This window comes from Rossellomorea sp. NPDC077527 (assembly GCF_044542955.1).
Taxonomy (GTDB): Bacteria; Bacillota; Bacilli; order Bacillales; family Bacillaceae_B; genus Rossellomorea; species Rossellomorea aquimaris_E.
Genome location: NZ_JBITVL010000002.1, coordinates 379,536 through 394,162, shown reverse-complemented (window position 1 = coordinate 394,162; position 14,627 = coordinate 379,536). Strand labels below are relative to the sequence as shown.

Below are 14,627 nucleotides of genomic sequence, written 5' to 3'. Positions count from 1 at the left end.
TACCAAAATGAGGGATATTATGAGAAATCATCCAAAAATTCCGTTGCTAATCATATTACTGCTTGCGTTTCTATTCCATTCAACCAATGCCTCTGCGATTGGTAATGAAAATTTACGTGTGAACTTTAATGCAACTCCTTCACAAGAAGTGATTGTCAAACCTATTGATGGGAATGCCAAAGCGTCTTTAGACTTTAATATCATTCCTGCAGGTGAGATGAAAGAGGCAACACGACCTCCTATTGATGTCGTATTTGTGTTTGATAAATCAGGTTCGATGAACAGTACGAATAATAAAATGCAAAACGCAAAGGATGGACTCACAAATGCCGTTCAATTCTTTGAAAAAAACAAGCAACAAAATGATCGTTTTTCTCTCATTACCTTCTCTTCCGAAGTGGAAACGATTCTTCCATTAAGCAATAACCTCGATGCCATCAAAACTTCTATGTTATATACCACTGCAAATGGAGGCACAAATTACACAGATCCTTTACGTGCTGCTAAATATATGTTGAAAGATTCTCCTAATGAAAAATATATTGTGTTTTTGACTGATGGACAGCCGATGATTGCGTCTTCTGTTGAAAAGGTGAAAAAAGAAGTCTGTACGAAATATTGGTTGGATTTTTTTTGTACCGAAACAGGAGTGGTTGAAAGCGATCAACAAATAATCTATGATTATCAAAATCGGTACAGTAACAATAATTGGCTACATAAAATTTACTCACCGGAAAATAGTAAGTTGAAGTCATTATACATACCTTCAACTTTTTCAATGGATGGTACTTCTTTTAGTTCGGGTTGGTACAATCCAGGTGTTCTGGAAACAAACAGTCAGAAAATGCAGGCTCTGATCAAACAAAAAGGCCTTGAGGTCTCCAAAGAGTTATACAACTCAAAAATCACCATGCATACACTCGGATACGGGGAGGGAGACCTTGACGATCGGTATCTTCAAATGCTTGCTGGGCAAACTTCCGGCAGCTTCATTAAAGCTAGCGAAGGCAGTGTCTCTGATGCGTTTGAAAAGTTAGCGAATAAATTAAACTCAGTCAAATTGGATGGCGAAATAGTTGTTCCATTGCCGGCAAATGTAACCGTTGACCGTAATCAGTATAAAGTAGTCAATAATTCCGTATATTTACCGTTTTCCACTGTGTATGAAGCTGGCCAAGGAGCTCCGTCGCCTATTACACTATCATTACCGGTGGAATTTGCTGCAAAGGGTTCTTACACATTTAATAATTTAAAAATACAATATAAAACAGCAGAAGAAAATGAATGGAGATATACTGATAAAAAATCCGTAACCATTCAGGTGAAAGATGATGCACCTGCTTCCGTGACAGGAAAGTTGGAATTGAATAAAATCAATCAGGATTTGTTCAATTTAATTATTGAGCAAGGAAAAGATACAAACTCCTTTACAGGTAAGTATCAGCTGGAATTTGGCGGTCTGGTGAACCCAAATGCCAAGGGGAATTTGAGCGATATCACCATCTACCAGCCGTTACCTGAGGGTGTAGATGTGGTGGAAGGCACTGGCATATCAGTTGAAAATGTGGAAGGTCAACGAAACGCAATCATAAAACTGACTCAAAGGGTGAACTTTGAGAATGGAACTTTTTCTCAACCTACCCTTTCGGTCAACATGAAGATGAAGGCCGCTTGGGCCATTCATAATGCAAAGATGCCTCAACCGAAAGTATCTTACATTGATTCCAGATACGGGACAAAAGTAGTCGGTAATTTGAATCCTGACCAAAGTGAAATCAGTGCAAAAGTACGTACTCGACAGTATCAAAATTTAAAGGAATATGCCTATGACGGTTTCTCAAATGGAACGATAAAAAAGGTAAGAATTTTAGGATTGGTGGAGACTCCTGTCTCAGCTCTGGAACCAGGAGTGAATAATAACTTCCCGAATAAAGCCGTGAAGGATCTAGTGGCGAATACGACTCAATTAATGATCACGTATAAAGATGGATCAAGTTCTGCCCTATCATTTATTCCTGCATTGACGGTGAGAGACGCTGTTACTAATAATATTCTGGTAGATGGTGCTTCTATCCCGAATGAGGCAGAATTCAGCGTATCAACCGGGGTTCCTGGTAATGATGTGACCTATCAATACCGAGTGCTGAATGAGGATGATCCGTTAGAGGGTTGGACAGGGATTACTCTACAAGAGTTGAAGACCATTGAAATGTTCGGGAAGAATGTAATCCAGGTGAAAGCGAACGGTGGTTTTGCAATCGATGACTACATTGTCGAGAAGACCGTTTGGATTGAAGGGGACGATTTAATACGTGTGCCTTCCATAATCGAACTGTATGTAGGGGAAACAAAGTCATTCGAAATTGATCTGTTTCCTTTTGGAAAACCAAATAATAATTATAGTGTCAACGTGACCTCAGGTGACGATAATCTGATTAACTCGGTTTATACGCAAGTCATCTCTACTAAGGAAAATAAAATGACCGGTCTATCCCCTGGAGTGGATATTGTTGTAGTAGAAACTAAAAACGGTAAGTACAAAAAATATATCCAAGTCATCGTTAAATCCAGGATTGTCAAACTAGAAAGTATGGACTTTAATCAATCAAAATACACCCTGCTTCTTGAGGGAGACCATTTTGACATCCTTTCGAATATACTATTCAATCCGGATAATGCAACAAACAAGAATATCAAAAATGTGACGGATACGGGTAATGGTGTCGTGGATATTATAAAGGAAAACGGAAAATGGAAAGTGGTTCCGGAGAATAGTGGAGTGACAACCATTACGGTTATATCAGACGAAAATCCGGATATTAAAGCCAGGGCTATTTTCGAAGTTGTATCAGAAGAAGAGGAAGATTCTGATACAGATGACAGCAGCATTAATGGCAGATGGTAATGAAAAAGCGGGTCTATGAGAAATCATAGACCCGCTTTTTTTTACTGTACGATTATTTCGTCACTTATGAGGGAGAGGGATTCCACCTTTGGCAGAGCCTCCAGCTTTGAGAGAAGTACATCCCGGTTATAATGTACGATAAAGCGTGATAGCTTCTGTTCCTGGTTAGAGAATAGATCACTTTCAATCCGGTCCATGTCATCTACTTTGCCCCGAACGGCATTTACTGTCAGGTTCCCCTTTGAAAAGACGCCGCCGTTCACATAAAAAAGAGATCCGACCCCATACAAAGTAGCATCACTGTCCGTATATAAGAAAGCCTGTAATGGTTTGATAGCCTCAGATGTTTCAGGTAATAGGTCGTTCTCCTTCTTTTCTTTTTCATTCGAATAATAGTGGAATTCATTCATTCTTGTGACCAACAGTTCCCCTTTCGAAAGTAAAATCAGCTGTCCGGATGGGCCGGTTTCAGAAGAATCTTTTATTCCTGTAATGTTCAAGTTCGATATGCTGGTTTTTCCTTTGGCATATATGACAGAATTGAATTTCACTTCATCATTCTCACCATCAGGGTCATTGGAGTCACCTTGTATCGTTAAATTCTTACCGGAGAAGATGTTCCCTTCGATGCTTGAAGTTGAGTTCTGTGATTGGAATGAAATATTGTCGAAACTGACGATGTTTTCTTTCAGTACTACAGGTGCATTTGCTTCGATCGACACTTTGCCGGCTGCCACGATATTTCCGATAGACATATCCCCTGTGACATTCGAGATTGTTACATTTCCAGTAGAGATGATGTTTCCAATATTCATTGTTGAGTCTGCAAGAATGTTAACGTCCCCTTTGACGATAAGATCCACTCCGCTGTGAATAAGCCTCTTTACTGTGATACTTTTATCCGCTTTTACTACCCCTTGTACATTTTCGTTCAATATACCCTTCACCAAGGGGAAGAATAGAGAGCCGTCTGTTAGTAAGTTATTGGTGATCGTGTTCCTTAAATTTGTCTGAGTCAAGTTATTGTTAAGTGAGAGATCAAGAGGGCTTAACACTTTGCCAACCTCTTCTCCGTATGTCTGATCGAAAGAGATGTCCGTAAATTGACTGTCCTGCTTTATGTCGGGTGCTGAGATGCGCGGGTAAAACTGATGAGTGTCCACCAGGGATTTCATATGTGTATAATTTGTTTTTTCATAACTCGTGTAAATATCACCAATAATAGAAGGGAAAGGTGCGCTCACTTTTTTATCTGTTTGATTGGATAGCTGGTAGTTTGCATCCTCACTGATGTCAAGGGAATGAGCATATACATTTCCGACGAGATGCGGTGAGCCATTCAACTCAAGCAGTTCCCGAGATCCCAGTGTGTATTTCAGAAAACTTGGAATAGGAGAAAGAATGATTCTCTTTCGAACGATCTTTTCGACTTTTCCTTGCTCGGATTCAGGATTTTTGGTATGTACGATAATCTCATAGACTCTTGTAAGGTTTGTGTCTAAAAAATCTAATCCGAAAGTGTGATACTGAAGGGTATTCGCCCTCCCGCAATGATCGCCCAATAAATTCGAAGCTCTATTACTACTCACATCAACGACTGTAATGCATTTGATCGTATTAGAGGATTGATAGGTTGGGATGATGTCAGATTGTATGAAATCTGCGACTTTTGAATTTATAGTGCCTGTAGTCAGTTGGTTGATGTCCAACTTTTTCGATGGCTGAAGCTCGGAGACAAGCTTCGCAGAAATTTCTTCAACCGCTTTTAAGCCCTCGTATGTAATATCGATATCCGTTTCCCTTACTTCTGTTCGTTTTGCCCCGCCGATTGTAGAGCTGATAATCGCCATTCCGATTGTTACCATGACTAGGGTGGTGATTAATACGGTGAGCAGGGCATTTCCTCTTTGATTCGTTAACATGCATTTCCCTCCCTTCTAAAACCCGAAGCTGCTTTCTAATTGAAGTGTTTTATGAAAACTAGTATGGCTCACGTTGTACGTTAATTGAATGACCGCATTTTCACACGGATTGGATGTGCAGCTAGTGGAGATTTTTGAACCGGAAAAATCCGATGGAGTGGCGAGTATTGCACCGTTGAAGCTCCATTGCTCTTTCCCGTCAACTTGAACAAGCTCAAGTGTCTGTTGATCATTTATCACCTCTTCCTCCTCTACATCATAAAAAGATTTATCGGAGTAGGGTGTCACATTCTTTTCACTGTCATTAACGAATATAATGCAACTGGCTCTTTGAGGTGAACATTCTGAAATTCTGTCAAAAGGATATGAATATAGATTCTTCATTACCATGGCAGATACATAATCAGCATCCTCCCGTAATTGGGCGTCAATTGAAACCTTTTCATAGACTTTATATCCTGAAATAAGTGCTCCGTATGTAACGGGTAGAAGAATGGCCGATATAGTAAGTGTAACTAATAATTCAATCAGTGTGATTCCCTTGTTATCGGATATCTTCGCTTTTAACTTTTCCATCCAATGTCGTACTGTATTCACGATCATCTATCGTCCACCTCACTTTGATTATGATGGGAATATAGGAGTCCATTTCTTCAGGAGATGATACTTCCTCAGAAGAGATGGTGGCTTCATATTCTAATCCATTGATTGTAATGTTCTTTTTGTTAGGGCATGCATTAGCTAATTCTGATTCAGTAGTAGAGTTAGAGAATGTATGATATTTATCTTCACATATGTATAATGCAAGGAAATCCTCATCTGAAGATTTCTGTCCGGTGTTTACTTCGTAAAAATAATTTCTCATCTCGAGGAAATCCTGTTTTTCCATGAACATGAGGACATTTCTGGCTACATTGACTCCCACGGTCTTCTTTTGATTATTGTTTGTATATGTACTGGATTGCAGAAAAAAATTCATGAAGTTTAGAAGAACAATTCCAAGAATCGTAATGGAAACCAATAGTTCAATCAGTGTCAAGCCTCTATTATTTTTTACTATTTTTATACGTTTCACTTCAACACCTGCTTTCAAAATACCTGACTTTATTATACAATATTTAATAGTCGAAACTTGTTAAAAAAAGTCTGATTTATAAGAAATATATCACAGGAAGGAGTTGGATTTAAGATGATTTACCTATTTTCGTTGGTTGCACTTATTCTATTGTTACCTATTTTATATTTTGTCCCGATAGGCATCAGTAAGCAGGGGAAATTATTGATAGCGGGTTTATCATTTGGTTTGACACTCCTTGGGATTGTTGCTTCGAGTCAATACCCGATCTGGGCAATTTCGATCATGTTAGTCGTTTTATTGGGGTTGGCGTCTTATATGATCGAGCAGCGATTCAGTGGATTGATGTTGGTGACGGCAGGAGCAGGATCGAATGTGTATGAGGAGCAAAAGATCGAAGTCCAAGAACCACAAGAGTTAGATATACATAAAGAGAGAGTGTCAGAAGATACTCCGGAAGTGAGAGATGTTACAGAAGAGATTTCAGAAGAAGAAGAGATGGAACAGATAGACCTTGAAGAGCATGTTGAAGAGAATGAAACCGAGATACTGGAGTCCAATGATCCTAAAGAGCCTTTACAGGATCAGGATGAAATATTACTTGAACATATTGTAGCAGCTTCTGAAACAGAATCAACACCGATTCAGGATGATGAAAGTGAATGGTTTATTGAGAATACAAACGAAATGATGGCTGAACAGGAAGTGCTGGAAGAAAGTGAATTAATTGATGTTGATTTAAGTGAAATTGAAAGCATGATCAATGATTCTGATTTAGAAGATGAACAAGAAGTCGAATTAGAAGAAGCAGTGGAAGAAATGGAAGTTATTCCAGTAGTCCGTGATGAAACTGAAAATGAGGAATTAGGCGACGAAGAGGAAGAAGCAGATCTTGAGGCTGAGCTATTGGAAGAAGAGAATCTACTTGAAGGCCCGGAAAATGACATATACCAGCCGGCAGAAAAAGAATCGCATGAAGATCAACTGCCAAAGCGTAACAGGATCATGCGGGAAGTGATGAAGACGATGATTGAACAAATCTCATTATCTCGCAGTCTATTATCCACTGACCAGATGGAGAACATGCTTAAGCATTATCTACACCCAAGTTTACATGATCAAGATTACTATACATTTGCAAGGATACTAATGGATCATTATATGACAACAAAGCAATATGAAGATTTGGCTATGTTCACCAAAGGGATCGAAGAGAGGTTCAAAGAGTATCCATATATCAAATTGGATATAGAGCAAACCAAAGAAATGGCGATGGAAAATCAAACGAAATTAAATTGATAGAATAGGTGAGATGACATGAAGAAAAGTGCAGAAATGAAAACATTACCCATTATCAGTATTAACGATGGAAGTGAAATAGGGAGAGTTAAATCACTCGTGATCAACCCGGAAAAAGGATCTGTAGACTTCCTTACAATTGAACATGAAGATTGGCAAGTAAGTGTCAAGGCAATACCATTTAAAAAGGTTGTCGGGATCGGGGAGTACGCCGTCACAGTAGAAAATGAAAATGCGGTCATCGACTTGAATGAAATTCCGATTGCCAATCAGCTTGTAAACAAAAAGATTAAAATCAATGATACCCGTGTCATGACCCGCAAAGGGCAAATGATTGGGAGCATTCAAGAATATTATGTGGATGATGAAACAGGAGCCATCGTTTCATTGGAGCTACATGCAAAGGACAATACCTATTTCCTTGGAACAGAACATGTATTAACTTTCGGAAAGGATATCATCATCGTAAACGAAGATGCTGCTGAGAACTTTAAAGGCGCTTTTGATCAAATTGAAAGCCCTCTGCCAGTGGATGAAGAGGTCGAAGTCACTCACACTCACACTCAACCATATGGTTTGCATACCATCAAATCGAAGCAGACTGAATTATTAACGGGAAAAAGAGTGACAGAAGATATTTATAATTTAGAGGGGGATTTGTTGATTGCCAAGGGCTCCTCTTTGACGGAATCAGATATTAAAGCCGCACAAGATGCAGGTCCGTCTGTGTTTGTTGATTTAACGATGAATATAAAGTAGGAAGTAGCAGGAAGGAGCGCCTGATGTGAAAAAAGGTCTGTTTGTAAAGTTGATGACCGTTTTATTCTTTTCCACGTTTTTTCTTTATGGTTTTTCTCATTTAGGCGTTTTTGCTTATGAAACGTTCTTTGTTAAGTCACTCAATCTTTCGAAACATGCAGCGGTTGCATCTATTCATCTGGGTGGAGCAAACAAAGAAGAAGCCGTGAAGATCCTGAACGAAAAAATAGCGGAGTGGAAACGGAATCAAAATATCCTGATCGAGCTCGACGGAGAGAGTGTCAGGCTCGATCCGTCACTCTTTCAATTCCATCTGGAAGAAAGTATAGAAAAACTCACCGATAATGATAGCACGAGCTTAATCGTAACGATGGATGATAAAGAATTGAATTCTTTCTTATCCAATCATTTTCCAGAATATAATAGTGATGACCTGAACTCTGCTTCTCTAAAGGAATACATCCTTTCCTTAGCAGGGAGTCTCAACAAAGGAGAAACGGTCAATGTATTCGACTATTTATCCAGTAATCAATCTACACAAATCATATTTGAAGCAGTTTCTAATGAATTAGAGGTTACACCAACGCTTAAGAGCTTTATTGACAATTACCCCTCCATTCTCATTGAACCGAATTCTCAGTTTTCCTTCTCGGACTTCCTGGAAACAGAAGGATTTGTAGTTGAATCTCAGACCGACTTAAGTCCAGTTGCATCATTACTCTACCAGATCACCTTACATTCCAACTTTTCCATCATTGAACGAAACATAAGTAAAGAGCTTCCTGACTATGCGACCTTGGGGTTTGAAGCAAAGTTCAATCCATTGAATAATCAGGACTTTGTCATCACCAATCCGAACTCAACCGTTTATGAATTGAAGTTTGCCATTCAAGATAATAGAATCAAGACGCAATTGCAGGGAATCCCTTTTCCGAATTCGTATAACGTCCGATTGTCAGAAAAAGAAACCTTTCCTCCACGGGTAATCAAACAGTTCAGCCCGTTTGTTGAAAAAGGAAGCGTCGATATTCAACAGGAAGGAAAAGACGGAATTCTGATCCGGGTCTATAAACAAAAATTGAGTACTACCGGGGAAATCCTCTCAGAAGAACTGATCAACGAAGATTTTTATGCACCACAGCATAAGGTGATGGTTTATCCACTTCAGGAGATCCAGGAAACCCCTAGTGAAACATATGATAATGTACCAGAGAGTGAAAATGGCGAAGAAACTGGGGGAGACGATGAGAATTCCTCAGTGGATGATGTTGAGCAGGGAAGCAGCTCCGAAAGTGATCAAAATGAAGAATCCGCTAATCAGGATTCTTCCACTTCATCAGAAAAAAGCACAACCCAAAAGAAAAAAGATTATAAATAAGCCATAAAAGCGGGTGATAAGGTGACCACCATAAGAAAGAGGCTTGGAGACCTCCTGGTCGACGCAGGAATTATCTCACAATCACAATTACAGGATACGCTGAAAGATAAGGCTAAGGGGCAGAAGTTGGGGGATGCCCTCCTTCAAAGGGGATATATAACAGAGCAACAGTTGATTGAAGTATTGGAATTCCAATTGGGGATTCCCCATGTCAGCTTATACCGATATCCTTTTGAGACGAATTTATTCCATTTGATTCCGAAAGAATCAGCGAAAAGGAATTTGATGATTCCCCTCAAAAAAGAAGGGGACAAGCTTTTTGTGGCGATGAGTGATCCTCTGGACTTTTACGCCATCGAGGATTTGCGTTTAGCGACAGGCTTTCAAATTGAAACAGCGATTGCGACGAAGGATGACATCCTCAAAGTCATCAATAAGTTCTATGACTTAGAGGATGGATTTGAAGATCTTTTCCAGGAAAATCGGAATCAAAATCGAGTAGAAGAGACGGTGGTTGACTCTGACTCACCCATCGTCCGATTAGTCAACGGAATTCTCTCCAATGCGGTGACACAAAAGGCAAGTGACATACATATCGACCCGCAGGAGACGAAAGTCGTTATTCGTTACAGAGTGGACGGCATTCTTAGAACGGAACGAAATCTTCCCAAGCATATGCAAAGCATGTTGATTGCCAGGCTTAAAATCATGGCGAATCTCGACATAACCGAATTCAGGGTCCCTCAGGACGGGCGAATCAAAGTGAATATCGATTTCCATCCCATCGACTTGCGTGTATCGACATTGCCGACCGTTTATGGGGAAAAGATCGTACTGAGGATTCTTGATTTAGGATCGAGCCTGAATGACTTATCGAAACTGGGGTTCAACAAGGTGAATCATCAGCGATTCATGAAGATGATCCAACAGCCCACCGGAATCGTCCTCATCACAGGACCAACCGGTTCAGGAAAGTCTTCAACTTTATATGCGGCGTTAAATCACCTCAACAGTGAAGAGGTGAACATCATTACCATAGAAGATCCCGTTGAGTATCAGCTTGAGGGAATCAATCAGATCGGTGTGAATCAAAATGTTGGCTTGACCTTTGCGAAGGGTCTCCGTGCGATACTGCGTCAAGATCCAAATATCATTATGGTCGGGGAGATCCGGGATAGGGAAACCGTAGAAGTTTCCATTCGTGCTTCCTTAACAGGTCATCTTGTCCTGAGTACTATTCATACGAATGATTCGATCAGTACAGTGACGAGACTATTGGATATGGGAGTGGAGCCATTTTTAGTTGCTTCTTCACTGAGCGGGGTTGTAGCTCAACGCTTGATCCGGAAGGTGTGCCGAGACTGCAAACAAGAGGTGCCGGCCACTAAACGGGAGGTCGAAATATTCGCCAAAAGGGGAATGAAGATTGAGACCATCACCCGGGGGAGAGGATGCTCCTCTTGTAATATGACCGGTTACAAAGGAAGGATCGCCATTCACGAGGTCCTTGTCATGGATGATGAAATGAAGAAAGTCATCCTGAATAACGAACCGTTCTCCAAGCTTAGGGAGCACGCGGTACGAAACAAAACCATATTCTTGATCGATGACGGCTTGTTGAAGGTGAAACAAGGTTTGACCACGACGGAAGAAGTATTACGAGTAGCGATTTCAGAGTAGGTGAAAGCAATGAAAGAAAAAATTGATTATCTCTTAAAGAATGCATACGAGCTGGGGGCATCCGATATCCATCTAACAGTGGGATCACCTCCTATCTTCCGCATTCATGGTGATTTAAAAAGATTCGGTAAAGAACATTTAGTGCCTGACAGCACAGAGTTGATGGCGAAGGCGATTATTTCCGATCATATGTACCCTGCATTCGAAGAGGCAGGAGAATTGGATTTTTCCTACGGCATTCCTGGTGTATCGAGATTCAGGGTGAATGCATTCAAGCAAAGATCATGCGTATCTTTAGCCATTCGCGTCATCCCAACCTCCATTCCGACCATGGAAGAATTATTTCTCCCTCATGCATTAAAGACAATCGCTGAAAAACCACAGGGGTTGTTCCTGGTGACTGGACCTACGGGAAGTGGAAAGTCAACCACACTCGCATCCATTGTAGATTATATGAACCGGAAAATGAGGAAGCATATCATCACCCTTGAAGATCCGATTGAATATCTCCATAAGCATGGGGCGTCCATCATTGATCAGCGGGAAGTGGGATTTGATACACATTCATTTTCTAAAGGTCTAAGAAGTGCCTTGAGGCAGGACCCGGACATCATCCTTGTAGGGGAGATGCGGGACCTGGAAACCATACATACTGCCATTACGGCAGCAGAGACCGGTCACCTTGTCCTTGCGACCCTTCATACATCGAGTGCGCCAGCCACGATTGAGCGGATCGTAGACGTATTCCCTCCGGAGCAGCAGTCACAAATCCGGGTGCAGTTGGCATCGGTCCTTGTCGGGATCCTTTCCCAACGATTGTTTGCAACCGTGGATAAGAAAGGAAGAAGGGCTGCGACCGAGCTTTTGATGAACAACGCGGCAATCGCCAACCTGATCCGTTCAGAGAAAGTCCATCAGATCCAAAACGTCATGCAGACGTCCAAAACTTCAGGTATGCACATCATGAGTGACAGTATAATGAAACTGTATGAGAGTGGCATCATTTCTAAGGAAATGGCGTTTCCTTATATCAGAGAGGAGATTCCTCAATAGATGGGACGTTATAAGTACACAGGTAGAGATCAAAAAGGGAAAAGATCAGGAATCATTACAGCCTCAACAAAAAAAGATGCGCTCATTCAGTTAAAGAAGCAGGAAGTGAGGGTTATTGAAATCCTGGAGATGCCTGAAACTCTTATGACCAAAGAAATAACAATTGGCAATCCGGTGAAATTGCAGCACCTCGTCATTTTTCTGCGACAGTTTGCCACTCTTCTCCAAGCAGGTGTCACTGTCGTTGATGCCACTCATATCCTAGCGGAGCAGACAGAGAGTAAGGCGCTTGGAAAAGCCCTCAAAGAAATTGAAGATGAACTCAGAGATGGGAATCCTTTATCAGAGGCGTTCTCTCGTCATAAGAAATTTTTTGAACCTCTTTTGATCAATATGCTCAAGGCCGGCGAAGCATCGGGAAGTCTGGATGAGACACTGGAAGGGCTAGCCACCCATTATGAAAAGCAGCATATCACAAAGCAGAAGATCATTTCGGCCCTGTCTTATCCGATGGTTGTCGGTGTCATCGCCATCGGGGTCGTAATATTCCTTTTGGCTGCTGTTGTTCCAACATTTGTGAACATGCTATCTGATTTCGGAGGCGAATTGCCTGCAATTACAAAGTTTGTCATTGCATCAAGTGAATTCATGCAAAAGTTCTGGTACATCATTATTCTGTTCTTTGTATTTATTGTTGTCATCCTTGCCGTTTTAAGAAAAGATAAGAAAACGAAATATTATCTGGATTATGCTGTACTGAGGATACCGATCTTTGGGAAGATGCTGCAGAAAGCGGTCCTTGCAAGAATGACGAGAACATTAAGCTCTTTATTTTCAAGTTCGGTCCCTATTCTACAGGCATTGGCTATTGTTGAAAAAGTGGTAGAAAACGAAGTCGTCGCCCGTGTCATTGGTGAATCCCGGAGATCATTGGAGAAAGGGACATCCCTAACGGATCCAATGAAACGGCATTGGGCTTTTCCTCCTTTGGTAACGCAGATGATTGCTATTGGGGAAGAAACGGGGTCACTGGACTCTATGCTCGCAAAGGTTGCAGACTTCTATGAAAAGGAAGTGGAGAGTGCAACGGACCGGTTGAAGTCATTGATCGAGCCGCTCATGATCGTGGTCCTTGCCGGTCTTGTCGGGACCATCGTAACATCAATCCTCGTTCCGATGTTCGAAATCTTCAATAGTGTTCAGAACTATTAGAAAAATACCTATTATTTTACAAAAAACATGATTTTTTTGTCGGATGGATGTTGTATACTAGTACTAGATTACTAGTTTTTAGTAATAGATAAATAAACAGGAGGAATTACCATGTTAAAGAAAATGGGTCAAAGATTGAAAAATGAGCGTGGATTGACGCTTATCGAGTTACTGGCTGTTGTCGTTATTTTAGGGATCATTGCTGCGATTGCAATTCCTAGTATAGGTGGGTTGATTGATAATTCTAGGAAGGATGCACATATTGCGAATGCAAAGCAGATGATTAGCTCTGCCAAAATAGCAGTCTCATCTAATGAAGATTTAAGACCAGCTAAAGATGCCTCTGTAACAATGACATTAGAAGATTTGGAAACCAAAGGTTACTTAGATACATTAAAAGATCCTGATGGTGGAACAACAACGAAAGATGGGTACGATCGAAAGAACTCTCTCGTATCTATTACCAATGCAGGCGATGGTAAATTTACTTATACTGTAACTCTAATAGGCTCAAAACGTAGTATTACTGCACTCGGAGTAAATGAGTTAACTAGAGATTCAGTAAAAGATAATGCTGCTGAGTAAATGATTGTAATTCTTGTAATCACTTACGGTCTCCTCCTAGGCTCCTTCTACAACGTAGTCGGCCTTCGGATACCGCTCAAAAAATCAATCGTCAAACCAAGATCAGCCTGCCCGTACTGCCAGCATACGCTGACGGCCAGGGAACTGATCCCGGTAGTATCTTATATCATGCAAGGAGGTAAATGCGCTCAGTGTAAAGGGCGCATTTCTCCTCTCTATCCTTTGATGGAATTATCCACCGGATTATTATTCTTACTATCTTATACTATGCTGGGCTTGCAGCCGGAGCTGATTGTCGCTCTGACCCTTGTTTCCCTGTTCATGATCATCACGGTCAGTGACCTGAAATATATGGTCATTCCCGATAAAGTCCTGTTGTTTTTTTCGGGGCTGTTTATCATCGAACGCATTTTCATCCCGTTACACCCTTGGTGGGACAGTATAGCGGGGGCACTCACCGGCTTTTGCCTTCTTCTCCTGATCGCCATTATCAGTAAAGGTGGTATGGGTGGTGGTGATATTAAACTATTCGCTGTCATCGGCTTCGTTGTGGGGGTCAAGTTAATGATGCTTTCCTTCTTCCTCGCCACCCTTTTTGGGGCGGTTGCCGGCATATCAGGACTGCTTCTTGGCATCTTCAAAAAAGGACAACCCATTGCATTCGGTCCTTACATTGTATTGGGAACGCTCGCAGCATACTTCTTTCATCAGCCAATCCTGTATTGGTATTTTTCTTTATACAGCTAAAAGGGGTCATTC

12 protein-coding genes are annotated in these 14,627 nt (G+C 41.0%); 9 read left to right on the top strand and 3 right to left on the bottom strand.

Annotation, left to right across the window (positions count from 1 at the left end):
- Nucleotides 1-19 precede the first annotated feature (19 nt).
- Complete coding sequence (locus tag ACIGG7_RS07225) at nt 20-2,905, top strand: vWA domain-containing protein (protein WP_397549273.1); 2,886 nt, start codon at nt 20-22, stop codon at nt 2,903-2,905.
- Between the two features lie 41 nt (nt 2,906-2,946).
- Here ACIGG7_RS07225 and ACIGG7_RS07220 read toward each other — a convergent pair whose 3' ends face one another.
- Genes ACIGG7_RS07220 through ACIGG7_RS07210 form a run of 3 tightly spaced genes read right to left on the bottom strand, consistent with a single transcriptional unit; the run spans nt 2,947 to nt 5,902 of the window.
- On the bottom strand, nt 2,947-4,827 hold the full coding sequence (locus tag ACIGG7_RS07220) for a hypothetical protein (RefSeq protein WP_397549272.1): 1,881 nt from the start codon (nt 4,825-4,827) through the stop codon (nt 2,947-2,949).
- A gap of 15 nt (nt 4,828-4,842) precedes the next feature.
- Entirely contained in the window at nt 4,843-5,430 is a 588-nt protein-coding gene (locus tag ACIGG7_RS07215) for a PilW family protein (RefSeq protein ID WP_397549271.1), read from the bottom strand.
- Nucleotides 5,372-5,902: a prepilin-type N-terminal cleavage/methylation domain-containing protein gene (locus ACIGG7_RS07210; protein WP_397549270.1), complete on the bottom strand. Its 531-nt coding sequence runs from the start codon at nt 5,900-5,902 to the stop codon at nt 5,372-5,374. Before ACIGG7_RS07210 ends, ACIGG7_RS07215 begins: the two co-directional genes overlap by 59 nt.
- A 114-nt stretch (nt 5,903-6,016) precedes the next feature.
- On the opposite strand from ACIGG7_RS07210, the gene ACIGG7_RS07205 reads away from it, so the two are divergent.
- The 8 genes from ACIGG7_RS07205 to ACIGG7_RS07170 all read left to right on the top strand — a co-directional run bounded on the left by ACIGG7_RS07205 (nt 6,017) and on the right by ACIGG7_RS07170 (nt 14,615).
- Entirely contained in the window at nt 6,017-7,201 is a 1,185-nt protein-coding gene (locus ACIGG7_RS07205) for a hypothetical protein (RefSeq protein ID WP_397549269.1), read from the top strand.
- 18 nt (nt 7,202-7,219) lie between these two features.
- The gene (locus tag ACIGG7_RS07200) at nt 7,220-7,960 is read left to right on the top strand and encodes a PRC-barrel domain-containing protein (protein WP_224939978.1); all 741 of its coding nucleotides are present in this window, start codon (nt 7,220-7,222) and stop codon (nt 7,958-7,960) included.
- 25 nt (nt 7,961-7,985) lie between these two features.
- A complete protein-coding gene (locus ACIGG7_RS07195) occupies nt 7,986-9,338 on the top strand; it encodes a G5 domain-containing protein (RefSeq protein WP_397549268.1) in 1,353 nt (450 codons plus the stop codon).
- A gap of 21 nt (nt 9,339-9,359) precedes the next feature.
- Entirely contained in the window at nt 9,360-11,018 is a 1,659-nt protein-coding gene (locus ACIGG7_RS07190) for a GspE/PulE family protein (RefSeq protein ID WP_397549267.1), read from the top strand.
- Nucleotides 11,019-11,027: 9 nt separating this feature from the next.
- Nucleotides 11,028-12,071, top strand: coding sequence for a type IV pilus twitching motility protein PilT (locus tag ACIGG7_RS07185; RefSeq protein WP_224939981.1), 1,044 nt, complete (start codon nt 11,028-11,030; stop codon nt 12,069-12,071).
- Entirely contained in the window at nt 12,072-13,283 is a 1,212-nt protein-coding gene (locus ACIGG7_RS07180) for a type II secretion system F family protein (RefSeq protein ID WP_397549266.1), read from the top strand. It begins immediately after the preceding gene.
- A 111-nt stretch (nt 13,284-13,394) separates the two neighbouring features.
- Nucleotides 13,395-13,868: a prepilin-type N-terminal cleavage/methylation domain-containing protein gene (locus ACIGG7_RS07175; RefSeq protein WP_397549265.1), complete on the top strand. Its 474-nt coding sequence runs from the start codon at nt 13,395-13,397 to the stop codon at nt 13,866-13,868.
- Complete coding sequence (locus ACIGG7_RS07170; protein ID WP_397549264.1) at nt 13,869-14,615, top strand: prepilin peptidase; 747 nt, start codon at nt 13,869-13,871, stop codon at nt 14,613-14,615.
- Nucleotides 14,616-14,627: the final 12 nt, after the last annotated feature.

Coding starts and splice junctions, on each gene's coding strand:
- ACIGG7_RS07225 (WP_397549273.1), top strand. CDS start 20: ATGAGAAATCATCCAAAAATTCCGTTGCTAATCATATTACTGCTTGCG.
- ACIGG7_RS07220 (WP_397549272.1), bottom strand. CDS start 4,827: ATGTTAACGAATCAAAGAGGAAATGCCCTGCTCACCGTATTAATCACC.
- ACIGG7_RS07215 (WP_397549271.1), bottom strand. CDS start 5,430: ATGATCGTGAATACAGTACGACATTGGATGGAAAAGTTAAAAGCGAAG.
- ACIGG7_RS07205 (WP_397549269.1), top strand. CDS start 6,017: ATGATTTACCTATTTTCGTTGGTTGCACTTATTCTATTGTTACCTATT.
- ACIGG7_RS07200 (WP_224939978.1), top strand. CDS start 7,220: ATGAAGAAAAGTGCAGAAATGAAAACATTACCCATTATCAGTATTAAC.
- ACIGG7_RS07185 (WP_224939981.1), top strand. CDS start 11,028: ATGAAAGAAAAAATTGATTATCTCTTAAAGAATGCATACGAGCTGGGG.
- ACIGG7_RS07180 (WP_397549266.1), top strand. CDS start 12,072: ATGGGACGTTATAAGTACACAGGTAGAGATCAAAAAGGGAAAAGATCA.
- ACIGG7_RS07175 (WP_397549265.1), top strand. CDS start 13,395: ATGTTAAAGAAAATGGGTCAAAGATTGAAAAATGAGCGTGGATTGACG.
- ACIGG7_RS07170 (WP_397549264.1), top strand. CDS start 13,869: ATGATTGTAATTCTTGTAATCACTTACGGTCTCCTCCTAGGCTCCTTC.